The following is a 21,055-nucleotide window of genomic DNA, read 5'->3' on the forward strand; positions in this document are numbered from 1 at the left end:
TAGACACTTCGCGATTAGTTAGCGGTCCACTGGGCAACACGCTCCGGGTGCTTGGCAACCCACTCTTTTGCCGCAACTTCAGGTTTTGCACCCTCCTGAATAGCCAGCATTACCTCGCCAATCTCATCTTTGGAGTTCCACGAAAACTTTTTCAAAAAGGCAGCAACTTCAGGGGCTTTCTTGCCCAGCTCTTTGCTGCCGATACTGTTAACAGTTTCTGCGGCCCCATAAACACCTTTCGGATCATCCAGGAAACGCAGTTTCCACTTGGCAAACATCCAGTGCGGCACCCAGCCAGTGACGACGATCGGCTCGTTTTTAGCGTAAGCGCGACCCAGCTCCGAGGTCATGGCCGCTCCGGAACTGGCTTGCAGTTTATAGTCCAGCCCATAGTCCTTGATCGCTTCGTCAGTTTTCAGCATGACGCCCGATCCGGCGTCAATGCCGACGATTTTCTTTTTGAAACCGGCATCGTCCTTCAAGTCGGCTATGGACTTGACGGCTACATAGTCAGGCACGATCAGGCCAATTTTTGCGTCTTTGAAATTAGGCCCGTAATCGACAACCTTGTCCTTGTTCTTGGCCCAGTATTCGCCGTGGGTAACCGGCAACCAGGCTGACAACATGGCATCGAGCTTACCGGTCGCCACACCCTGCCACATGATGCCGGTGGCGACCGGCATCAGCTTCACGTCATAGCCCAGCTTCTGCTTGATCACTTCAGCAGCCACATGGGTGGTCGCTACGCTATCGGACCAGCCATCGACATAACCAATATTCAGCGTCGGCTTGCTCTGGGCACTCGCCAACCCCGCACTCATCGCCAGCACCAAGGCAGCTCCCGCGCTCAAAATTCGTCGCATCTTCATTAATGATTCCCCACAGTGCAGGGCCCGACGAGTGCCGGGCCACATCAAGATCATTTCGGAGCCGGCCAGGCACCCCGACACAATACGCACCTGATCATCAACCCCGCCCGCCCACAGGCCTGCTCTGACGACGACGCCCAGGCAACCACCAACGACATGCACCGCAATGGCGTAACAGCAACCTGTATTGCAATCACACAATCAATCAAAGGTTACGTGTCCAAATTTTACCGGGCGCGCCGGGGCCTCCAATAGCAGGTAAGATGCGCGGCTTTGCTCCCATACGGCCTGACCATGTCCGCGACTGCACGCTTCCCCGTCCTGCCTTATCTGTTCGCCTGTTTACTGGGCGTATTTGCCATTGCCGGCTTCTGGTACGGCCTTGGCAAACCGGTGATTTTGCCCGACGCTGCCACCCCGACCCACAAGCTGCAATGTGCGTCATATACGCCGTTCGACAAGGATCAGTCACCGTTCGACCAGCCTTTCGTACCCCGGCTTGAGCGGATGGACGCGGATCTGGCGCTGCTTGCCACACGCTTCGAATGTATTCGTACTTACTCGCAGGCGGGCCTTGAACAATTGCCCGAACTGGCTCGCAAGCACGGCCTGAAGCTGATGATCGGCGCCTGGGTGAGCAGCAATGCGCAGACCACTGCTGAAGAAGTGGATGCACTGATTGCTTCGGCCAATGCCAACCCGGACGTGGTCACGTCGGTGATCGTGGGCAACGAGGCCTTGCTGCGCAAGGAAATCACAGCGCCTCAACTGGTCAAGCTGATCAATCAAGTCAAAAGCCGGATCAAGCAGCCTGTCACCTACGCCGACGTCTGGGAGTTCTGGTTGCAGCATCCGGAAATTGCCCCGGCCGTGGACTTCCTGACCATCCACCTCCTGCCTTATTGGGAAGATGATCCTGCGGGCATCGACCAGGCAGTGAACCATGTGGCGCAAGTTCGCGAGGTATTCGGCAACAAGTTCGCACCTAAAGACATTCTGATTGGCGAAACCGGCTGGCCAAGCGAGGGCCGCCAGCGTGAAACAGCCCTGCCCAGCCGGGTCAACGAAGCAAAATTCATCCGTGATTTTGTCAACCTGGCCGAACAAAATGGCTGGAAGTACAACCTAATCGAAGCCTTCGACCAGCCTTGGAAACGCGGCAGCGAAGGGGCTGTAGGCGGCTACTGGGGGTTGTTTGATGCCGATCGCCAGGACAAGGGCATCCTCGCCGGACCTGTCACCAACCTGCCTCACTGGCCAGTCTGGCTAGGGCTTGGCGTTGCGTTGTTTGTAAGCACACTGCTGATTGGCGGACGCGTTCGCACCACTCGCTCAGCCCTGCTATTGCCTGCGCTTGGCGCGGTGGCGGGTTGCAGCATCGTGGCATGGGCCGAGCTGGCTTCGGTCACCAGCCGTTTTGCCGGGGAATGGCTGTGGGCCGGCATTCTGATCGCCTTGAACTTCATTGTGTTGGCCCATGGCGCTCTGGCCCTGGGCCAAAACAATGGCTGGCGCGAGCGACTGTTCAATGCACTGGATAATCGGGCTGGATGGTGGCTGGCCGCGGCAGGCTTTGCCGGTGCCGTGATGATGCTGGGGCTGGTTTTCGAACCGCGCTATCGCAGCTTCCCCAGCGCAGCTCTGCTACTGCCCGCACTGGTTTACCTGCTACGCCCGGCACGGGGACCGCGCCGGGAATTCGGACTGCTGGCAATGATCATTGGTGCCGGGATACCGCTGCAGCTATACCGTGAAGGCCTTCACAATGAACAGGCCTGGACATGGGCACTGGTTTGCGTACTGATGGTGGCGGCGCTCTGGAGTAGCCTCAGGGTTCGCTGAGAGGCTTTAACTGATCGCGGGCAAGCTCGCTCCTGAGGGTCGAGCTTGCCCGCGATGGTTAATACACCTAGCCCGCCCTGACTAACCGCAACCCCGCGATCACCACTGCGAACACCGCCAGGCTGGCGTTATACAGCGCCAGCGCAGGAAAACCGAACAACAACGCCAGGACTGCCAGCGCACTGCCAACCCGCCCGCGCACAAAAAATGCGATCACCGAGGTGGCCACTGCCACCCAGCCCAGCACCCTGAAGTGGATCAACCAACCCAGATTCGCCCGCAACTGGCACTCCCAGCGCGCCGCCTCTGCAACACACGTCCCCACCCATTGCGAATCTTCCATCAAGCCGTAACGCAGGCCGTAACTGGCAGCCAGCCACAGGGCCAGGACGAGAAGCAGCAAGATCAACGGCATACGCGCACGCATAAGAAACTCCAAAAGGCAAAACGGCGCCCAGCTTAATCCCCCCTCTTGGGTATGCAAGCCTTGCAATCAGATATCTGTTCACTAAAGTCATTCAACGTGTATCGTCTGGTAGCTTTTTGCCTGCTCGAAACAAAACCGGGGGATTTAATCGTGCTGCTCAATGGCACTTTGACGGTAGCCCTGTGGTCATAGCCTGCGAATCTTCTGCGCACCTTCTTAGGGATAGTCTTCATGCTTCGTTCTCTGCCTCTCGCCGCCTTGCTATGCGGCCTTTTATTGAGTGCGTCCGCACAGGCGGTTGATATTGACCCCGCCACCTATGGCTACCCGCTGACCAACCCGTTTGAAGCAACAATTGCGACCACTCCTCCGGAGATGCGCCCGCTGCTTCCCGACGACGACGATATCAGGCAGTCGGATTACAGCCTCAAGCTGCGCCCTGAACGTGAGTTCACACTGCCCGCCAACTTCTGGGCAGTTAAAAAGCTCACCTACCGCATAGCCAGACAAGACCATCCGGCCCCCCTGATGTTTCTGATTGCAGGCACCGGCGCGCCTTATGACAGCAGCCTCAACGAGTTCCTGAAAAAGCTCTTCTACAAGGCGGGCTACCACGTGGTGCAACTGTCATCGCCCACCAGCTATGACTTTATGAGCGCTGCCTCGCGCTATGCCACACCCGGCGTCAGTCAGTACGATGCAGAAGATTTGTATCGGGTAATGCAGGCAGTGCGCGCGCAACAGGCGGACGTCCCGGTCACCGACTACTACCTGGCGGGTTACAGCCTGGGGGCACTGGACGCTGCGTTCGTCAGCCACCTGGATGAAACCCGTAAAAGCTTCAACTTCAAAAAAGTCCTGATGCTAAACCCGCCCGTCAACCTCTATACCTCCATCAGCAACCTCGACAAGCTGGTACAGACCGAGGTGAAGGGCATCAATAACAGCACAACGTTCTACGAACTGGTGCTGGAAAAACTGACCCGCTACTTCAAGCAAAAAGGCTATGTCGACATTAATGCGGCCCTGGTCTACGACATACAGAATTCCAAGGAGCGCCTGACCAACGAGCAAATGGCGATGCTGATCGGCACCATGTTCCGCTTCTCATCAGCCGATATCGTGTTCACCTCGGACCTGATCAACCGCCGCGGACTGATTACCCCGCCGAACTACCCGATCACCGAAGGCACCAGCCTCACGCCGTTCCTCAAGCGCTCGCTGCAATGTGACTTTGACTGCTATCTCACCGAGCAGGTGATCCCGATGTGGCGCGCCAGGACTGATGGCGGCACCCTTTTGCAGCTGATAGATCAGGTCAGCCTGTATGCGCTTAAGGATTACCTGCAAAACAGCCCCAAGATTGCCGTTATGCACAACGCCGACGACATCATCCTGGGTCCTGGCGATCTTGGATTTCTGCGTAAAACCTTCGGCAATCGCCTGACGGTCTACCCGTATGGTGGCCATTGCGGCAACCTCAACTACCGTGTCAACGCTGACGCTATGCTGGAGTTCTTCCGTGGCTAAACATATTTTGCTTCTCGCCGCCTTACTCAGTGCCGGCTATGCCCAGGCCGACGACGGCAAGACTCAGACAGAGCGCACTCAAGACATCGACGGCTTTACTCAGCCGCTGAAACTCCTGAAGTTCAACCCCGGTCTTGACCAGCGTGAGTTTGAGCGCGCGACCATGAACGCATTGAGCGTGTATGACCCGCTGGAATCGATTAACCGCCGGATCTACCACTTCAACTACCGCTTCGACCAGTGGGTCTTCCTGCCGGTGGTTGACGGTTACCGCTATGTCACCCCGAGCTTTCTGCGCACCGGGGTGAGCAACTTCTTCAATAACCTGGGTGATGTGCCCAACCTGTTCAACAGCCTGCTGCAACTCAAGGGGCATCGCTCTTTGGAGACCACTGGCCGATTGCTGTTGAACACTACGCTGGGGGTGGGCGGTTTGTGGGACCCGGCGACGTCTATGGGCCTGCCACGCCAGAGCGAAGACTTTGGTCAGACTCTGGGCTTTTACGGCGTACCCGGCGGCGCTTACCTGATGCTGCCGATCCTCGGCCCTTCAAACCTGCGAGACACCACGGGCCTGGTGGTCGACTATGGTGCCGCCCAGGAAATCAACTTCCTCAACGTGCCTCACGAAAGTACCCGCCACCCGGAAATCTGGGTGCTGGGCGCTATCGACAAGCGCTACAACACCAGCTTCCGCTATGGGCAGTTTGACTCACCCTTTGAGTACGACAAGCTGCGCTACATCTATACCGAAGCGCGCAAGCTGCAAATCGCCGAGTAATCCGGATGCTCACAGGGCTGCCCGCAGGCAGCCCTGCCTGCACCGCTAAACGCCCAGAAAACGGGATAACACTTCGCGTTTAGCCATCGCATCACGCCTCCCCAGTTCGATCAATTCCCGACAATAGCCTGATTCAAACAACAGATAGCTGAGCACCCCTGCTCCGCTGGTTTTGGTTGCACCCGGACCGCGCAAAAACATGCGCAGCGCCGAAGGCAATTCATGCCGGTGACGGGCAGCTATTTCGTCGATCGGCTGACTCGGGGCGATGATCAGCACCTCTACCGGTGCCAAGCCCAGATTGTCAGATTGATGCGGCAACAAGCGGGCAAAGTGGTTCATGCGCTCGAGCAGTTCAATGTCACTCTCCAGACTGTCAATAAACGTACTGTTGAGCATGTGCCCGCCAATCTGTGCCAGTGTGGGTTGTTGAGCGTTGTTGTCCTGTTGCACGACACGCAGGTCAGGCCCGCGAGGATTGCCGCTCACGCCCACCACCAATACCCGATTGGCCCCCAGATGCAGCGCGGGGCTAATGGGTGCCGGCTGACGGACCGCACCGTCGCCAAAGTACTCCTGCCCCACCTTGACCGGAGCAAACAACAGCGGGATCGCAGAGCTGGCCAGCAAATGTTCGACCGTCAATGACGCGGGCAAACCTATGCGCCGGTGGCGCAACCAGCCTTCGATTGCCACCTGTCCTTGATAAAAAGTCACCGCCTGGCCTGTGGAGTAACCAAAGGCCGTCACCGCCACAGCGCGCAGCCGTTGCTCGGCAATTGCCTGATCAATCCCGGCAAAATTGATTTTATCGGCAAGTAAATTGCGTAATGGCGAACTGTTAAGCAAGGCCACGGGGACATGTGAGCCCAGCCCGAGCAAGCTGTGACTCAAAAAGCGTGAAGCCTGATGGATGACACCCGGCCAGTCGCTGCGCAACACCAGATGGCTTTCGAAGCCTTGCCAGAACTCAGTCAGGTGTTCGACTGCCCTGGCAAAATCCATCGCCCGGCTCGCCAGACTGACCGCATTTATTGCCCCGGCCGAGGTGCCGACAATGACCGGGAACGGGTTAGCGGCGCCTGCTGGCAGCAACTCGGCAATAGCCGCCAGCACACCGACCTGATAGGCCGCCCGCGCACCGCCACCGGACAGGATGAGGCCCGTAACCGGCGCCACCTGCCTCAAGGCAGCTCGACCTTGCCACAGACAGGCTCAACGGCGCTTGTCGTAGAGCTTGGGCTCACCCGGCGGACGGGTTTTGAAACGTCGATGGGCCCACAGGTATTGTTCCGGGCATTCGCGTATCGCTCGCTCGACCCATTGATTGATTCGCAGGCAGTCAACCTCATCGCTTTCTCCGGGGAAATTGCTCAGGGGCGGATGAATCACCAGTTTGTAACCACTGCCATCCGCCAGTCTCTGCTGAGTAAAGGGCACAACCTGCGCTTTGCCCAGTCTGGCGAACTTGCTGGTAGCGGTCACCGTCGCGGCCTCAATCCCGAACAGCGGCACAAAAATACTTTGCTTGGCGCCGTAGTCCTGGTCAGGCGCGTACCAGATGGCCCGTCCTGAGCGCAGCAGCTTGAGCATCCCGCGTACATCATCGCGCTCCACAGCCAGCGAATCGACGTTATGACGCTCACGGCCGCGACGCTGGATAAAATCGAACAGCGGGTTGTTGTGCTCGCGGTACATGCCGTCAATGGTGTGTTGCTGGCCAAGCAAGGCGGCACCGATTTCCAGGGTCGTGAAGTGGAAGGCCATTAAAATAACGCCCTTGCCTTCACGTTGCGCCTGCTTGAGGTGCTCCAGCCCTTCAATATGTGCCAGCCTGGCCAGACGCGGCTTGGACCACCACCAGCTCATGGCCATTTCAAAGAAGGCGATACCGGTTGAGGCGAAGTTGTCTTTGAGCAATTGCTCGCGCTCGGCACCGGACTTTTCAGGGAAACACAGCTCGAGGTTACGCGCCGCAATGCGTCGACGATCGCCGGCCACCCGATACATCAAGGCTCCTAGCACGCGACCGATACACAATTGGGCTTTATAAGGCAGTTGGACGACCAGCCACAGCAGGCCTAAACCTAGCCACAGCAGCCAAAAACGCGGATGAAAAAAAGCAGCACGAAAACGCGGGCGATCCATTAATGATTCCGGACAGACACATGGCCGGCCATTCTACATCGTTCGACCCCGCTTGCGGCCCGCGGGCGATCTCGCTATAAGTCTCAGCACTTTAAGTGACAAGCCGCGTTAAACAGACCATGAGCCCAACCGAATCGCTAGACCAAGCCCCTGTGTTCCAGCTAAAGGGCAGTATGCTCGCCATTACGGTGCTGGAACTGGCCAAAAACAACCTTCAAGCCCTTGACCGCCAACTGGCCGCCAAAGTGGCTCAAGCGCCGAATTTTTTCAGCAACACACCACTGGTGCTGGCGCTGGACAAACTGCCCGCCGGTGAGGGCGCGATCGATTTGCCCGGGCTGATGCGCGTTTGCCGCCAGCATGGCCTGCGCACTCTGGCCATTCGGGCCAACCGCATCGAAGACATTGCCGCCGCCATCGCCATCGATCTGCCAGTACTGCCGCCCTCTGGCGCCCGCGAACGACCGATCGAACCGGTAGAAGCCGTAGAGCCGAAAAAACCCGAAAAACCGCCTGAGCCAGTGATCAAACCGACCAAAATTATCACCAGCCCGGTACGCGGGGGGCAGACCGTGTACGCAGAAGGCTGCGACCTGGTGGTGATCGCCTCCGTCAGCCCGGGTGCGGAACTTATGGCCGATGGCAACATCCATGTTTACGGGCCAATGCGCGGTCGTGCGCTGGCCGGACATAAAGGCAACACCAAGGCACGGATTTTTTGCCAGCAATTGAGTGCCGAACTCGTGTCCATTGCCGGCAAGTACAAGGTTTCTGAAGATCTGCGTCGCGACCCCTTATGGGGCTCTGGGGTGCAAATCAGTCTGTCAAGTGACATGTTGAACATCACCCGTCTTTAACGGATACTCTCGCCATTTTCCAACCATCTCCAAAGCGTAGGGATAAAGATTCAACCTTGTAGGAAATCAATACTCAGACTGTGCTTATGTTGTGTAAGCCGGACCTGCAAAGATGACCCACCAGGGCTGTTCACCTGCCGTCGTTTATAGAGATGTTATTCAGGGGCTAAAAAGTCCTTTTTCCTTAGGGGTGAAACACCTTGGCCAAGATTCTAGTGGTTACATCCGGCAAGGGTGGTGTGGGTAAGACCACCACCAGCGCCGCTATCGGTACCGGCCTCGCTCTGCGCGGCCACAAAACAGTGATCGTCGACTTCGACGTTGGCCTGCGTAACCTCGACCTGATCATGGGTTGTGAGCGCCGCGTGGTGTATGACTTCGTTAACGTAGTCAACGGCGAAGCCAATCTGCAGCAGGCCCTGATCAAGGACAAGCGTCTGGAAAACCTGTACGTACTGGCCGCCAGCCAGACACGTGACAAGGATGCCCTGACCAAAGAAGGCGTCGAAAAAGTTCTGATGGAACTCAAGGAGACCTTCGAATTCGTGGTCTGCGACTCCCCGGCAGGTATCGAAACCGGCGCCCACCTGGCCATGTACTTCGCCGATGAAGCGATTGTCGTGACCAACCCGGAAGTCTCCTCGGTACGTGACTCCGACCGTATGCTGGGCCTTCTGGCAAGCAAGTCGCGCCGCGCCGAACTGGGCGAAGAGCCGATCAAGGAACACCTGCTGCTGACCCGCTACAACCCTGAGCGCGTAAGCAAAGGCGAAATGCTCGGTGTTGAAGACGTTAAAGAAATTCTGGCCGTGGCCCTGCTGGGTGTCATTCCTGAATCCCAGGCCGTACTCAAGGCATCCAACCAGGGTGTGCCCGTGATCCTCGACGATCAGAGTGACGCCGGTCAGGCCTACAGCGATGCTGTTGATCGCTTGCTGGGCAAAACCGTGGAGCATCGGTTCCTCGATGCACAGAAGAAGGGATTCTTCGAGCGCCTGTTTGGAGGCAACTAAGCAATGAATATTTTTGACTTCTTTCGTGCCAACAAAAAGGTAAGTACCGCGTCGGTCGCGAAAGAGCGTCTACAGATCATCGTGGCGCACGAACGCGGCCAACGCAGCACCCCGGACTACTTGCCTGCTTTGCAAAAAGAGCTGGTGGAAGTAATCCGCAAGTACGTCAATATCGAATCCGATCAAGTACAAGTTGCGCTGGAAAACCAGGGCAGCTGCTCGATTCTGGAACTCAACATCACGCTGCCAGATCGTTAATCAATCCGGCTGAAACCACGGCGAGCTGGATGTTTCTCTACAAAGGGAAACATCCAGCTCGCCGTTGGCGTTTGTTAAGAGGCTGTTTTAATGCCGTTGTCGAACATCCACATCATCCATCAGGACGCCGGCGTTCTGGTCGTCAACAAGCCGACGCTGCTGCTCTCAGTGCCGGGCCGGGCTGAAGACAACAAGGATTGCCTGATTACCCGCCTGCAAGAGAACGGCTATCCCGAGGCGCGTATCGTCCATCGCCTGGACTGGGAAACCTCCGGGATCATTCTGCTGGCCCGTGATGCCGATACTCACCGCGAGTTGTCACGACAGTTTCATGACCGCGAAACCGAAAAGGCTTACACCGCACTGGCCTGGGGTCAGCCCGAACTGGACAGCGGCAGTATTGACTTGCCACTGCGGTACGACCCGCCGACCAAGCCTCGGCATGTGGTCGACCACGAGTTCGGCAAAAACGCCCTGACCTTCTGGAAAGTGCTGGAGCGCTGCGGCGATTACTGCCGGGTTGAACTGACGCCGATCACCGGGCGTTCGCACCAGTTACGCGTGCACATGCTGTCTATCGGCCACCCGCTGTTGGGAGATGGCCTGTACGCACATCCTCAGGCGCTGGCTGCCTGGCCGCGCCTTTGCCTGCACGCAAGCATGCTCAGCTTTACCCACCCGCAAACGGGCGAGCGTCTGCGTTTTGAGTGCCCGGCACCTTTCTGATAGATGATGCAATCGTCGGCAAGCCGGCTCCCACAAGTTTTGTGCTGGCTCGAGACCAAAGACAACTCATTGTGGGAGCTGGCTTGCCAGCGATTCAGACGGCATGGCCTATCAGAAAACAAGGTAATGCCATCGAAGCCAAGCCAGCTCCCAAAGAGCCCCGGCCACGCTCTTACACCTCAACAATTCTTGCGATCAATGCGCTAAACTCGCGGCCTTGCTGTCTGGAGTAACTTATGCGCGAAGAGTTGAACCAAGGCCTGATCGACTTTCTGAAGGCCTCCCCTACCCCGTTCCATGCCACTGCAAGCCTTGTCCAGCGTCTGGAGGCCGCCGGTTTTCAGCGCCTCGACGAACGCGAGACCTGGTTCACCGAAGCCAACGGTCGCTATTACGTCACCCGCAATGACTCTTCCATTGTTGCCTTCAAGCTGGGTCGCCACTCGCCCCTGCTAGGCGGCATTCGCATGGTGGGTGCACACACAGACAGCCCGTGCCTGCGGGTCAAGCCACAGCCGGAATTGCAACGTCAGGGTTTCTGGCAACTGGGCGTCGAAGTCTACGGTGGCGCCCTGCTGGCTCCCTGGTTCGACCGCGACCTGTCTTTGGCCGGCCGGGTGACCTTCCGCCGCGATGGCAAGGTCGAAAGCCAGCTGATCGACTTCCGGGCACCTATCGCCACCATCCCCAACCTGGCCATCCACCTTAATCGCACGGCCAACGAAGGCTGGGCGATCAACCCGCAGACCGAACTGCCGCCGATCCTGGCCCAGGTCGCAGGTGATGAGCGCGTAGACTTCCGCGCCCTGCTCACTGATCAGCTGGCGCGCGAACACGGCCTCAACGCTGACGTGGTACTGGATTACGAGCTGAGCTTCTACGACACCCAAAGCGCTGCCGTCATCGGCCTCAACGGCGACTTCATTGCCGGTGCGCGCCTCGACAACCTGTTGTCCTGCTATGCCGGACTGCAGGCCCTGCTCAACACCGAAACCGAAGAAAGCTGCCTGTTTGTGGCCAACGATCACGAAGAAGTCGGCTCGTGCTCGGCCTGCGGCGCCGACGGCCCGATGCTGGAGCAAATCCTGCAGCGCCTGCTACCTGAAGGTGACGAGTACGTACGCACCATTCAGAAGTCGCTGCTGGTTTCGGCTGACAACGCCCACGGCGTACACCCTAACTACGCAGACAAACACGACGCCAATCACGGCCCGAAACTCAATGCCGGTCCGGTGATCAAGGTCAACAGCAACCAGCGCTACGCCACCAACAGCGAAACTGCCGGGTTCTTCCGTCATCTGTGCATGGCTGAAGAAGTGCCGGTACAGAGTTTTGTCGTGCGCAGCGATATGGGTTGTGGCTCCACCATTGGCCCGATCACCGCCAGCCATTTGGGCGTTCGCACCGTGGACATCGGCCTGCCGACGTTCGCCATGCACTCCATCCGCGAACTGGCAGGCAGCCATGACCTGGCGCACCTGGTCAAGGTGCTGAGCGCGTTCTACGCCAGCAACGAACTGCCATAAGAGGTACCCCGTAGGAGCGAGCTTGCTCGCGAGATCTTAAAGGCTCGCAAGCAAGTTCGCCCTGCGGGGGCAGTTGATTCATTTTTGATGCATGTCACCGCACTTTCCGGGAAAGCGACCTAGACTGTTGGGCATTAATTCCTTCAGGTCATTACCCATGATTGAGCTGTCAGCGTTTCACTCCATGATGATTCCGATTGTCTGCGGCATGTTGCTGCTGACCATTGGCTTCACCCTTCGTGACCGCCCCAGCGGCGTCGGCGTACTGATGATCTGGTGTGGCATGCTGCTGATTTTCGGCACCATCATCTTCAAGATCGTTGCCAAGCTGAACGAATCCTCACTCTGACGTTTGTCCAGGAACCGCGATCACTGATTTATACAAATGAATGATTGCGGGCCCTAGCGTACACTCGGCAAATCCGCTCCCGTCGAGGTTGATTGCCCAGTGTTTCTTCGTCTTTTCGCCCTGCCCTATTGCCTGCTTGTTTGCTTGCTGACCCTGCTGCCCATGACTTCGGCACAGGCTGTCGGCATCACCAGCCTGCTCGGCAATTCAGATAAAACCCAGGCGCAACCGACCGAGCCGCTGGGCCAGTCGCTGGACGAGGTGATCAAAAACCTCGAAAACGACCAGCAGCGCAGCAAGTTACTGACCGACCTGAAAAAGCTGCGCGACGCCACCAAAAAGGCCCAGCCCGAAGCCGAAATCGGCGTTCTGGGCCTGATCGGCAGCACCCTGGCCGACCTCGAGAAGCAGTTCTCGGGCACCGATAGCCCCACCTACCGCTGGTCCAAGGAAATCAGCCAGGCCAAAGACGAACTGGTTGCCCTGATGTTGCCGGCCAGTCAGTGGCTGCCAATCATTTTTGCCTTCGCCTTGATCATCATGGTCTGGAGCTTGCTGGCGGCGCTGCTGATCTGGGTCAGCCACCGCGTACGCCTGCGCTTTGGCCTGAGCGAAGAGCTGCCGCAACATCCCAAGGCTGTCGACATGCTGCGCTTTGCCCTGCGCAAACTGGGGCCGTGGCTAGTGGCGCTGGTGATCACGGTGTATGGCAGTTACGCTCTGCCGTCCTCCCTGGGCAAAGACCTGGCCATGGTGCTGGCCTACGCGCTAGTGATCGGTACCTGCTTCTCGGCCATTTGCGTCATCGCCTTCTCGTTGCTCGACGGGCCACACCGCCATCGCGCCCTGCATATCCTGCGCCACCAGGCCTTCCGCCCGCTGTGGTGGATCGGCAGTTTCGCCGCCTTTGGCGAGGCCTTGAGCGACCCGCGACTGGTCGCCACCCTCGGCGTGCACCTGGCCCACACGGCAGCCACCTTTGCCAATGTGATGGCGGCACTGTCCACCGGCTTGTTCATCATCCGTTTCCGCCGGCCCATTGCCCACTTGATCCGCAACCAGCCCTTGTCCCGCCGCCTGACCCGTCGTGCCTTGAGCGACAGCATCGAGATCCTCGGCACTTACTGGTATATCGCGGCGCTGATTCTGGTGGGCATCTCGCTGTTCGCGACGTTTCTTTCGGCCGGCGATACCAGTACCGCATTACGTCAGTCACTGATCTGTACGGTGCTGGTGGTGTTGTGCATGGTCATCAACGGGCTGGTGCGACGTCATTCGCAACGGCCGCAACGCGGGCACAAACGCCACGCGCTGTATTCCGAGCGACTTAAAAGCTTCATCTATACCTTGGCGCACCTGGTGGTGTGGCTGGTCTTTATCGAACTGGGGCTGCGGGTCTGGGGCTTGTCGCTGATCAGTTTTACCGAAGGTGACGGGCATGAGATCAGCGTCAAGCTGTTCGGCCTTGGCGGCACGCTACTGTTTGCCTGGCTGATCTGGATTCTCGCCGACACCGCGATCCACCACGCCTTGACCCGCTCGCGCAAAGGCCTGGCCAATGCGCGCGCCCAAACCATGATGCCGCTGATTCGCAACGTCCTGTTTGCGGCGATTTTCATCATTGCCCTGATCGTTGCCCTGGCCAACATGGGCATGAACGTCACCCCCCTGCTGGCCGGTGCGGGCGTGATCGGTCTGGCCATTGGTTTCGGTGCACAGTCACTGGTTGCCGACTTGATTACCGGGCTGTTCATCATCATTGAGGACTCGCTGGCCATCGACGATTACGTGGATGTCGGCGGGCACCTGGGCACGGTTGAAGGCCTGACGATTCGCACCGTGCGCCTGCGTGACATCGACGGCATCGTGCACACGATTCCGTTCAGTGAAATCAAAAGCATCAAGAACTACTCCCGTGAGTTTGGCTACGCGATCTTCCGTGTGGCGATCCCCTACAACATGGAAATCGACGACGCTATCAAACTGATGCGCGAGGTCGGGCAAAAGATGCGCACTGATCCGCTGCAGCGCCGCAACATCTGGTCGCCACTTGAAATCCAGGGCGTCGAGAGTTTTGAGTCAGGCAGCGCGATTCTGCGCGCCCGCTTCAAGACTGCACCGATCAAGCAGTGGGAAGTGTCACGGGCGTTCAACCTGTCACTCAAACGCCATCTGGACGAAGCCGGGCTGGACCTGGCCACACCGCGCCTGAGCGTACAGGTGGTGACGGCAGGCAGCGGCATATTGCAGAAGGATTGATCCACTTACCGACTCGCTGGAGCCGCCGGTGGACGCTCGAGTGCTCGCTAGCTCTTCTGCGAGATCGCCAACATCTCTCGGTAGAGCTCGCGAGCAAGCTCGCTCCTACAGGGTTTGGGGGTTCAGCGTTCGGAGATATCCACTGCGACATGAATCGCATCGTGTCGCCAGTACTCCAGGTCACAGTCGATCAGCCGCTCGTGCTGGTCGTAATTGATCCGGGCAATTCTCAGGCCCGGGCTCCCCGCAGACACTTTTAGCGTGGCAGCTGCCTCCAGCGGCAATGCGGTGGGCACGATCTCAAAACGCACCCGACCGTAATGCAAATCGTAATGCCGGGCATACAGCTCGGTGATCGACTGCGTAAGGTCAAATTCCAGGATTTGCGGGAAGTATTGCGGGTTCAGGTAGTGCTCGACATACAGCACCAGCCGCCCGTCAATCCGCCGCCCGCGACAAATCCGGATCACGCTGGACAGTGCCGGCAGTTGCAAGCGTTCACACACCGCGGCGGAGGCCGGTTGCAGGCGCGCCGAAATCACCTCGGTGGTCGGCACCCTGCCCTGGGCACTGACCATGGCGTGAAAGTGGCTGCGCTGCATAAGGTTGTAGGCCAGGCGCGGCGGCGAAACAAACCAGCCACGCCGTTCTTCGCGATAGACCAGCCCCTGGGATTCGAGCTGCAACAGGGCCTCGCGCACGGTGACTCGGGTGGTGGTAAACAACTCACTGAGTTTGCGCTCTGCCGGCAGCTGGCTGCCGCACGCCAGCAAGCCGTGCTCAATCTGTTCTTGCAGTGCGCGTCCGATCGCTGTCACCGCCTTGAATGCACCTTCTCGCATCAATGTTACCTATCTGGACTAGTCCAGCACCAAATGTGGGCAGGTCAGGCCTGCAAAACTATCAATTCTTGAGGCTGTCAGCCTAGGCAGTGCAGATGACTGTTGGATGACACACGCCCTCGATTTACCCGCCAACCCCCGACCCGTCGGGGCTTTAGCCATGGTCTACGCTAAGCCGGAGTGTCAGAAACAGTCAGCAAACTGAGTTGCACAATCAATGCCGACATCAAAGTGTCATGAGTGCAGCTTAACTTGGCTCAGGTATTGCTGACCTAGACCAACCCACCGCAAAAGAGCAATAAAACCCAGCGTTGAAAACGCCCAAGGAGCTTCGGATGAAACAGTTTTTCCTGGCATCACTGTTAGGCACCAGCATCGCCCTTTGCACCTCGGCCATGGCCGGCGATGTGGACTTGAAAACCCTCGAAGCCGCTGCAAAGGCAGAAGGCGCGGTCAACAGTGTCGGCATGCCCGATGACTGGGCCAACTGGAAAGGCACTTGGGCGGACCTGAACACGCTGTATGGCCTCAAGCACATCGACACCGACATGAGTTCGGCACAGGAAGTGGCCAAGTTCGATGCTGAAAAAGACAATGCCAGCGCCGATATCGGTGACGTCGGCGCCGCCTTTGGCCCGATTGCGGTGGCCAAGGGCGTGACCCAACCCTACAAGCCGACCACCTGGGACCAGATCCCCGAGTGGGCCAAGGACAAGGACGGCAACTGGGCTCTGGCGTATACCGGCACCATCGCGTTCATCATCAACAAAAAACTGCTGCATGGCTCCGAAGCCCCCACCAAGTGGTCTGACCTGAAGACCGGCAAATATAAAGTCTCCATCGGTGACGTAAGCACCGCAGCCCAGGCAGCAAACGGCGTACTGGCTGCAGCCCTGGCCAACGGCGGGGATGAAAAGAACATTCAGCCTGCCTTGCTGATGTTTGCCGACATTGCCAAGCAAGGTCGTCTGTCACTGGCCAACCCGACCATCGCCACCATGGAAAAAGGCGAAGTTGAAGTGGGTGTGGTCTGGGATTTCAACGGTCTGAGCTATCGCGACAAGATGGTCAAGCCAGATGACTACATTGTGCTGATCCCTTCCGATGGCTCGGTGATTTCCGGCTACACCACAATCATCAACAAGTACGCCAAGCACCCGAATGCCGCCAAACTGACCCGTGAATTCATTTTCAGCGATGCTGGCCAGACCAACCTGGCGCGAGGCAATGCACGGCCGATTCGAGCCGAGCATCTGAAGCTGCCGGCTGAGGTTCAAGCCAAGCTGCTGCCAAATGAACAGTACAAGACCGTGACCCCGATCAAAGACGCCGCCGCCTGGGAAAAAACCTCCAAGGCGCTGCCGCAGCAGTGGCAGGAAGAAGTCATTATCAATATGCAGTAACCCTGCAACTTTGATCTCTGTAGGAGCGAGCATGCTCGCTCCTACAGGTTTTGTGGAGTCGTCGTACATGAAACACAACGTTATCCTGGTTGTACTCGACGGACTGAACTATGAGGTCGCCCGCCAGGCCATGGGGCATTTGCAGGCCTACGTCGGGGCAGGACGCGCCGCACTGTATAAACTCACCTGTGAACTGCCTGCGCTTTCGCGCCCCCTCTATGAATGCATCCTCACCGGTGTGCCTCCGATTGAAAGCGGCATTGTGCACAACAATGTGTCGCGCCTGTCCAATCAACGCAGCGTGTTCCATTACGCACGCGAAGGCGGCCTGAGTACGGCTGCCGCTGCTTATCACTGGGTCAGTGAGCTGTATAACCGCTCGCCCTTTGTGGTTGCTCGTGACCGTCATACCCGGGCCACCGATTTACCGATCCAGCACGGGCATTTCTACTGGAGCGACCATTACCCCGACTCCCATCTGTTCGCCGACGCCGAAAGCCTGCGCCTTGCTTGTGCTCCCAACTTTCTACTGGTCCACCCCATGAATATCGACGACGCCGGACACAAGCACGGCCTCGACACCCCGCAATACCGCAACAGTGCACGCTCGGCCGACATCATTCTGGCCGACTACCTGCAGGGCTGGCTTGAGGCCGGGTATCAGGTACTGGTGACTGCCGATCACGGCATGAACAACGACCGTTCGCACAACGGCATCCTGCCCGAAGAACGGGAAGTACCGCTGTTTGTGCTGGGCGAGGCGTTCAGCCTGAACCCGGATGCCACGCCCGGACAGACAGAGCTGTGCGGAACCATCTGCGAACTGCTGGGGGTTGCCCACGACAAACCGGTCTGCCGCGACTTGCTGAGACCCGCACCATGAGCCGGGGTAAATGGCTGGCACTGTTGTGTCTGGTGCCCTTCGCAGTATTTTTTTTCGTCTTTCAAATCGCCCCGCTGCTGTGGGTACTGGTTCACAGCGTGCAGTCGGAAGAGAGCGGCTGGGGCCTGGCCAACTTCAGCAAAATCTTCAACTCCAAGTTCTACTTGCAAGCGATCCAGCACAGCCTGGAAATCAGTTTTTGGTCCAGTCTGTTCGGCATCGTGATCGCAGTACTGGGCAGTTACTCGCTACGCAAGGTGGACTCGCGGTTGCGCAACTTCGTCAACGCATTCGCCAACATGACCAGCAACTTCTCCGGGGTGCCGCTGGCTTTCGCGTTCATCATTTTGCTGGGCTTTAACGGCAGCATTACGATCATGCTCAAACAGGCGGGGATCATCGAGGATTTCAACCTCTACTCCAAAACCGGCCTGATCATTCTGTACACCTACTTCCAGATCCCCCTCGGCGTACTGCTGCTGTATCCGGCATTTGACGCACTGCGTGAAGACTGGCGCGAGTCGGCTTCATTGCTGGGCGCCAGCAGCTGGCAATTCTGGCGGCATATCGGCCTGCCGGTACTCACCCCGGCCCTGCTCGGCACCTTTGTGATTTTGCTGGCCAATGCCCTGGGTGCCTATGCCACGGTCTATGCACTGACCACCGGTAACTTCAACGTATTGCCAATCCGGATTGCGGCAATGGTCTCGGGCGACATCAGTCTTGATCCCAACATGGCCAGCGCCCTGGCGGTGATTCTGGTGGGCTTGATGACCCTGGTAACGCTGGTGCATCAGTGGCTGTTAAAGAGGAGCTACCATGTCGCGCGCTGAATCTGCTTCCGCCAGCCTTTACCACCGCAGCGTGGTCTTTGTGCTGCTGATCATTCTGGTACTGCCTCTGGCCGGCACCCTGATTTACTCCATCGCCAGCAGTTGGTCGGCAACCATTTTGCCCAGCGGTTTCACCTTCAAGTGGTACAGCCAGCTGTGGAGCGACCCGCGTTTTCTGGCCGCCTTCGGCCAGTCATTACTGGTCTGCGTTGCTGCACTGGCGCTGTCGGTGATCCTGATTTTGCCGTTGCTGTTTGTGGTGCATTACCACTTCCCCAAACTCGACGCGCTGATGAATATCCTGATCCTGCTGCCCTTCGCCGTACCGCCAGTGGTGTCATCGGTGGGCCTGCTGCAACTCTATGGTTCCGGGCCGTTGCAGATGGTCGGAACGCCGTGGATCCTGATCGGTTGCTACTTCACCGTGGCGCTGCCGTTCATGTACCGGGCAATCACCAACAACCTGCAGGCCATTAACCTGCGCGACCTGATGGATGCCGCCCAACTGCTCGGCGCCAGCACCTGGCAGGCAGCATTTCTGGTGGTACTGCCCAATTTACGTAAAGGCTTGATGGTGGCACTGCTGCTGTCGTTCTCGTTCCTGTTCGGCGAGTTTGTGTTTGCCAACATTCTGGTGGGCACCCGCTACGAAACCTTGCAGGTGTTCTTGAACAATATGCGCAACAGCAGCGGTCACTTCACCAGTGCGCTGGTGATCTCCTACTTCCTCTTTGTACTGGTGCTGACCTGGGTTGCCACCTTCCTGAACAAGGACAAAAGCCAATGAGCTTCGTCAGCGTTGAACACCTGCAGAAATCCTATTCCGGCACCCCGGTTTTCAGCGATATCAACTGCAGCATCGCCAAAGGCGAGTTCGTCACCCTGCTCGGCCCCTCGGGCTGCGGCAAGTCCACATTGCTGCGCTGCATTGCCGGGCTTACGCCGGTAGACGGCGGCAAAATCCTCCTCGATGGCGAGGACATTGTGCCGCTGAGCCCGCAAAAGCGTGGCATCGGCATGGTGTTCCAAAGCTACGCCCTGTTCCCCAACATGACCGTCGAGCAAAACGTAGCGTTCGGCCTGCGCATGCAAAAGGTCAAACCCGATGACAGCCAAAAACGCGTGGCCGAGGTGCTGCAACTGGTTGAGCTCAATGACTTCGCCAAGCGCTACCCGCATCAGTTGTCCGGTGGCCAGTGCCAACGTGTAGCCCTGGCCCGTTCGCTGGTCACCCGTCCTCGCCTGTTGCTTCTGGATGAACCGCTGTCAGCGCTGGATGCCCGTATTCGCAAGCACCTGCGCGAGCAGATCCGCAATATTCAGCGCGAGCTGGGCCTGACCACAATCTTCGTGACCCACGACCAGGAAGAAGCCCTGGTGATGAGTGACCGCATCTTTTTGATGAACCAGGGTCGCATTGTGCAGAGTGGCAATGCGCAGACGCTGTATGCCGCGCCGGTGGATGTATTCGCCGCCGGTTTTATCGGCAACTACAACCTGCTGGACGCCGCCACCGCCAGCCGTTTGCTGCAACGGCCGGTCACCAGTCGCATCGCGATTCGCCCGGAAACCCTGGGCCTGAGCCTTCAAGGCGAGCCCGACACCCTTATCCGCAACCACAGCCTGCTGGGCAATGTGATTCGCTATTGCGTCGAGGTACGTGGTGTGGAACTGATCGTCGACGTGCTCAACCGTTCTCCCGACGATTTGTATCCGGATGGCCAGCGCGTGGCGTTGTCCATCGATACCAGCACCCTTTGTGAGGTAGCCTGATGCCTTTGAACCCATTAAAGAGAGAGTTGCGCTGATGGCCTTGGCAATTTTTGATCTGGACGAGACCCTGATTCACGGCGACTGCGCCACTTTGTGGAGCGAGCAGATGGGCCGCCTGGGCTGGGTCGATCCGCAGTCGTTCATGCAACGTAACAACGAGCTGATGGCGGCCTATAGCAAGGGCGAACTGGCGATGGAAGTCTTCATGGACTTTAGCCTGGAGCCGTTGATAGGCCGCACACCCGAAGAAGTGGCGCATTTGGTGGGGCCGTGGGTTGAGGACTACATCGAGCCGATCATCTTCAGCGACGCGACCAAAACCATAGCCGCACATCGTAAAGCCGGGGACCGGATTCTGGTGATTTCGGCCTCGGGCACGCACCTGGTCAAACCGATTGCCGAGCGGCTGGGGGTCGATGAAGTACTGGGGATCGAACTTGAAGTCAAAGGGGGCATCTACACCGGCAACACCGTGGGCACCCTGACTTACCGCGAAGGCAAGATCACTCGCTTGCTTGAGTGGCTGGACGCCGAAGAAGAAAACCTGGAAGGCGCGAGCTTTTACTCCGACTCACGTAACGACTTGCCGCTGCTGCTAAAGGTCGATCACCCGCATGTGGTCAACCCCGACCCGGTACTGCGTGAGCACGCAGAAAAGGCCGGATGGCCGATTCATCACTGGAAATAACCCCCCTCACGCCTGCTTTGTGGGAGCCAGCTTGCTGGCGATGCAAGC

General features: G+C 58.1%; 21 protein-coding genes. 16 read left to right on the top strand and 5 right to left on the bottom strand.

Annotated elements, in window-relative coordinates; genetic code table 11:
* Positions 1-14: 14 nt before the first annotated feature.
* Positions 15-869: a glycine betaine ABC transporter substrate-binding protein gene (locus ACP7BO_RS13315; RefSeq protein ID WP_397456155.1), complete on the bottom strand. Its 855-nt coding sequence runs from the start codon at positions 867-869 to the stop codon at positions 15-17.
* A gap of 294 nt (positions 870-1,163) precedes the next feature.
* On the opposite strand from ACP7BO_RS13315, the gene ACP7BO_RS13320 reads away from it, so the two are divergent.
* Entirely contained in the window at positions 1,164-2,711 is a 1,548-nt protein-coding gene (locus ACP7BO_RS13320) for a beta (1-6) glucans synthase (RefSeq protein WP_426210848.1), read from the top strand.
* 67 nt (positions 2,712-2,778) lie between these two features.
* Here ACP7BO_RS13320 and ACP7BO_RS13325 read toward each other — a convergent pair whose 3' ends face one another.
* Positions 2,779-3,138 (bottom strand): hypothetical protein, encoded by a 360-nt coding sequence (locus ACP7BO_RS13325; RefSeq protein WP_060691327.1) that lies wholly within the window; start codon positions 3,136-3,138, stop codon positions 2,779-2,781.
* A gap of 231 nt (positions 3,139-3,369) precedes the next feature.
* Between ACP7BO_RS13325 and ACP7BO_RS13330 the strand changes: the two genes are divergently transcribed.
* Together ACP7BO_RS13330 and ACP7BO_RS13335 are read left to right on the top strand one after the other, a co-directional pair.
* A complete protein-coding gene (locus tag ACP7BO_RS13330) occupies positions 3,370-4,668 on the top strand; it encodes a serine/threonine protein kinase (protein ID WP_060691326.1) in 1,299 nt (432 codons plus the stop codon).
* On the top strand, positions 4,661-5,449 hold the full coding sequence (locus ACP7BO_RS13335) for an MlaA family lipoprotein (protein WP_060691325.1): 789 nt from the start codon (positions 4,661-4,663) through the stop codon (positions 5,447-5,449). The genes ACP7BO_RS13330 and ACP7BO_RS13335 overlap by 8 nt, the downstream gene beginning before the upstream one ends.
* Before the next feature lie 45 nt (positions 5,450-5,494).
* Here the strand turns inward: ACP7BO_RS13335 and ACP7BO_RS13340 are convergent, their stop codons facing one another.
* Positions 5,495-6,637, bottom strand: coding sequence for a patatin-like phospholipase family protein (locus ACP7BO_RS13340; protein WP_397456152.1), 1,143 nt, complete (start codon positions 6,635-6,637; stop codon positions 5,495-5,497).
* Between the two features lie 27 nt (positions 6,638-6,664).
* On the bottom strand, positions 6,665-7,597 hold the full coding sequence (locus ACP7BO_RS13345; RefSeq protein ID WP_073510750.1) for a lipid A biosynthesis lauroyl acyltransferase: 933 nt from the start codon (positions 7,595-7,597) through the stop codon (positions 6,665-6,667).
* Between the two features lie 119 nt (positions 7,598-7,716).
* On the opposite strand from ACP7BO_RS13345, the gene minC reads away from it, so the two are divergent.
* From minC to ACP7BO_RS13380, 7 genes are all read left to right on the top strand, one after another.
* Positions 7,717-8,454, top strand: a complete 738-nt coding sequence (minC, locus tag ACP7BO_RS13350; RefSeq protein WP_060691322.1) for a septum site-determining protein MinC — start codon at positions 7,717-7,719, stop codon at positions 8,452-8,454.
* Between the two features lie 200 nt (positions 8,455-8,654).
* The gene (gene minD / locus ACP7BO_RS13355) at positions 8,655-9,467 is read left to right on the top strand and encodes a septum site-determining protein MinD (protein ID WP_060691321.1); all 813 of its coding nucleotides are present in this window, start codon (positions 8,655-8,657) and stop codon (positions 9,465-9,467) included.
* 3 nt (positions 9,468-9,470) lie between these two features.
* The gene (minE, locus tag ACP7BO_RS13360) at positions 9,471-9,725 is read left to right on the top strand and encodes a cell division topological specificity factor MinE (RefSeq protein ID WP_003446880.1); all 255 of its coding nucleotides are present in this window, start codon (positions 9,471-9,473) and stop codon (positions 9,723-9,725) included.
* 90 nt (positions 9,726-9,815) lie between these two features.
* Complete coding sequence (locus ACP7BO_RS13365) at positions 9,816-10,451, top strand: RluA family pseudouridine synthase (RefSeq protein WP_003446879.1); 636 nt, start codon at positions 9,816-9,818, stop codon at positions 10,449-10,451.
* A gap of 236 nt (positions 10,452-10,687) precedes the next feature.
* Entirely contained in the window at positions 10,688-11,977 is a 1,290-nt protein-coding gene (locus ACP7BO_RS13370) for a M18 family aminopeptidase (RefSeq protein ID WP_060691320.1), read from the top strand.
* A gap of 157 nt (positions 11,978-12,134) precedes the next feature.
* The gene (locus tag ACP7BO_RS13375; RefSeq protein WP_003446877.1) at positions 12,135-12,326 is read left to right on the top strand and encodes a hypothetical protein; all 192 of its coding nucleotides are present in this window, start codon (positions 12,135-12,137) and stop codon (positions 12,324-12,326) included.
* Positions 12,327-12,425: 99 nt separating this feature from the next.
* A complete protein-coding gene (locus ACP7BO_RS13380; RefSeq protein WP_397456150.1) occupies positions 12,426-14,585 on the top strand; it encodes a mechanosensitive ion channel family protein in 2,160 nt (719 codons plus the stop codon).
* Between the two features lie 122 nt (positions 14,586-14,707).
* Here the strand turns inward: ACP7BO_RS13380 and ACP7BO_RS13385 are convergent, their stop codons facing one another.
* Entirely contained in the window at positions 14,708-15,427 is a 720-nt protein-coding gene (locus ACP7BO_RS13385; RefSeq protein WP_426210854.1) for a UTRA domain-containing protein, read from the bottom strand.
* A gap of 335 nt (positions 15,428-15,762) precedes the next feature.
* Between ACP7BO_RS13385 and ACP7BO_RS13390 the strand changes: the two genes are divergently transcribed.
* The 6 genes from ACP7BO_RS13390 to ACP7BO_RS13415 all read left to right on the top strand — a co-directional run bounded on the left by ACP7BO_RS13390 (position 15,763) and on the right by ACP7BO_RS13415 (position 21,007).
* The gene (locus ACP7BO_RS13390; RefSeq protein WP_397456149.1) at positions 15,763-16,830 is read left to right on the top strand and encodes an ABC transporter substrate-binding protein; all 1,068 of its coding nucleotides are present in this window, start codon (positions 15,763-15,765) and stop codon (positions 16,828-16,830) included.
* Positions 16,831-16,897: 67 nt separating this feature from the next.
* Entirely contained in the window at positions 16,898-17,713 is an 816-nt protein-coding gene (locus tag ACP7BO_RS13395; protein ID WP_426210943.1) for an alkaline phosphatase family protein, read from the top strand.
* On the top strand, positions 17,710-18,546 hold the full coding sequence (locus tag ACP7BO_RS13400) for an ABC transporter permease (RefSeq protein WP_060691315.1): 837 nt from the start codon (positions 17,710-17,712) through the stop codon (positions 18,544-18,546). Before ACP7BO_RS13395 ends, ACP7BO_RS13400 begins: the two co-directional genes overlap by 4 nt.
* Positions 18,533-19,333: an ABC transporter permease gene (locus ACP7BO_RS13405; protein WP_426210857.1), complete on the top strand. Its 801-nt coding sequence runs from the start codon at positions 18,533-18,535 to the stop codon at positions 19,331-19,333. Before ACP7BO_RS13400 ends, ACP7BO_RS13405 begins: the two co-directional genes overlap by 14 nt.
* On the top strand, positions 19,330-20,319 hold the full coding sequence (locus tag ACP7BO_RS13410) for an ABC transporter ATP-binding protein (protein WP_426210859.1): 990 nt from the start codon (positions 19,330-19,332) through the stop codon (positions 20,317-20,319). Before ACP7BO_RS13405 ends, ACP7BO_RS13410 begins: the two co-directional genes overlap by 4 nt.
* A 34-nt stretch (positions 20,320-20,353) precedes the next feature.
* On the top strand, positions 20,354-21,007 hold the full coding sequence (locus tag ACP7BO_RS13415) for an HAD family hydrolase (RefSeq protein WP_397456147.1): 654 nt from the start codon (positions 20,354-20,356) through the stop codon (positions 21,005-21,007).
* Positions 21,008-21,055: the final 48 nt, after the last annotated feature.

It is taken from the genome of Pseudomonas sp. TWR2-1-1 (genome assembly GCF_049897045.1).
GTDB lineage: Bacteria > Pseudomonadota > Gammaproteobacteria > Pseudomonadales > Pseudomonadaceae > Aquipseudomonas > Aquipseudomonas versuta.

Coding starts and splice junctions, on each gene's coding strand:
- ACP7BO_RS13315 (WP_397456155.1), bottom strand. CDS start 869: ATGAAGATGCGACGAATTTTGAGCGCGGGAGCTGCCTTGGTGCTGGCG.
- ACP7BO_RS13320 (WP_426210848.1), top strand. CDS start 1,164: ATGTCCGCGACTGCACGCTTCCCCGTCCTGCCTTATCTGTTCGCCTGT.
- ACP7BO_RS13325 (WP_060691327.1), bottom strand. CDS start 3,138: ATGCGTGCGCGTATGCCGTTGATCTTGCTGCTTCTCGTCCTGGCCCTG.
- ACP7BO_RS13330 (WP_060691326.1), top strand. CDS start 3,370: ATGCTTCGTTCTCTGCCTCTCGCCGCCTTGCTATGCGGCCTTTTATTG.
- ACP7BO_RS13345 (WP_073510750.1), bottom strand. CDS start 7,597: ATGGATCGCCCGCGTTTTCGTGCTGCTTTTTTTCATCCGCGTTTTTGG.
- minC (WP_060691322.1), top strand. CDS start 7,717: ATGAGCCCAACCGAATCGCTAGACCAAGCCCCTGTGTTCCAGCTAAAG.
- minE (WP_003446880.1), top strand. CDS start 9,471: ATGAATATTTTTGACTTCTTTCGTGCCAACAAAAAGGTAAGTACCGCG.
- ACP7BO_RS13365 (WP_003446879.1), top strand. CDS start 9,816: ATGCCGTTGTCGAACATCCACATCATCCATCAGGACGCCGGCGTTCTG.
- ACP7BO_RS13370 (WP_060691320.1), top strand. CDS start 10,688: ATGCGCGAAGAGTTGAACCAAGGCCTGATCGACTTTCTGAAGGCCTCC.
- ACP7BO_RS13375 (WP_003446877.1), top strand. CDS start 12,135: ATGATTGAGCTGTCAGCGTTTCACTCCATGATGATTCCGATTGTCTGC.
- ACP7BO_RS13385 (WP_426210854.1), bottom strand. CDS start 15,427: ATGCGAGAAGGTGCATTCAAGGCGGTGACAGCGATCGGACGCGCACTG.
- ACP7BO_RS13390 (WP_397456149.1), top strand. CDS start 15,763: ATGAAACAGTTTTTCCTGGCATCACTGTTAGGCACCAGCATCGCCCTT.
- ACP7BO_RS13395 (WP_426210943.1), top strand. CDS start 16,898: ATGAAACACAACGTTATCCTGGTTGTACTCGACGGACTGAACTATGAG.
- ACP7BO_RS13400 (WP_060691315.1), top strand. CDS start 17,710: ATGAGCCGGGGTAAATGGCTGGCACTGTTGTGTCTGGTGCCCTTCGCA.
- ACP7BO_RS13405 (WP_426210857.1), top strand. CDS start 18,533: ATGTCGCGCGCTGAATCTGCTTCCGCCAGCCTTTACCACCGCAGCGTG.
- ACP7BO_RS13410 (WP_426210859.1), top strand. CDS start 19,330: ATGAGCTTCGTCAGCGTTGAACACCTGCAGAAATCCTATTCCGGCACC.
- ACP7BO_RS13415 (WP_397456147.1), top strand. CDS start 20,354: ATGGCCTTGGCAATTTTTGATCTGGACGAGACCCTGATTCACGGCGAC.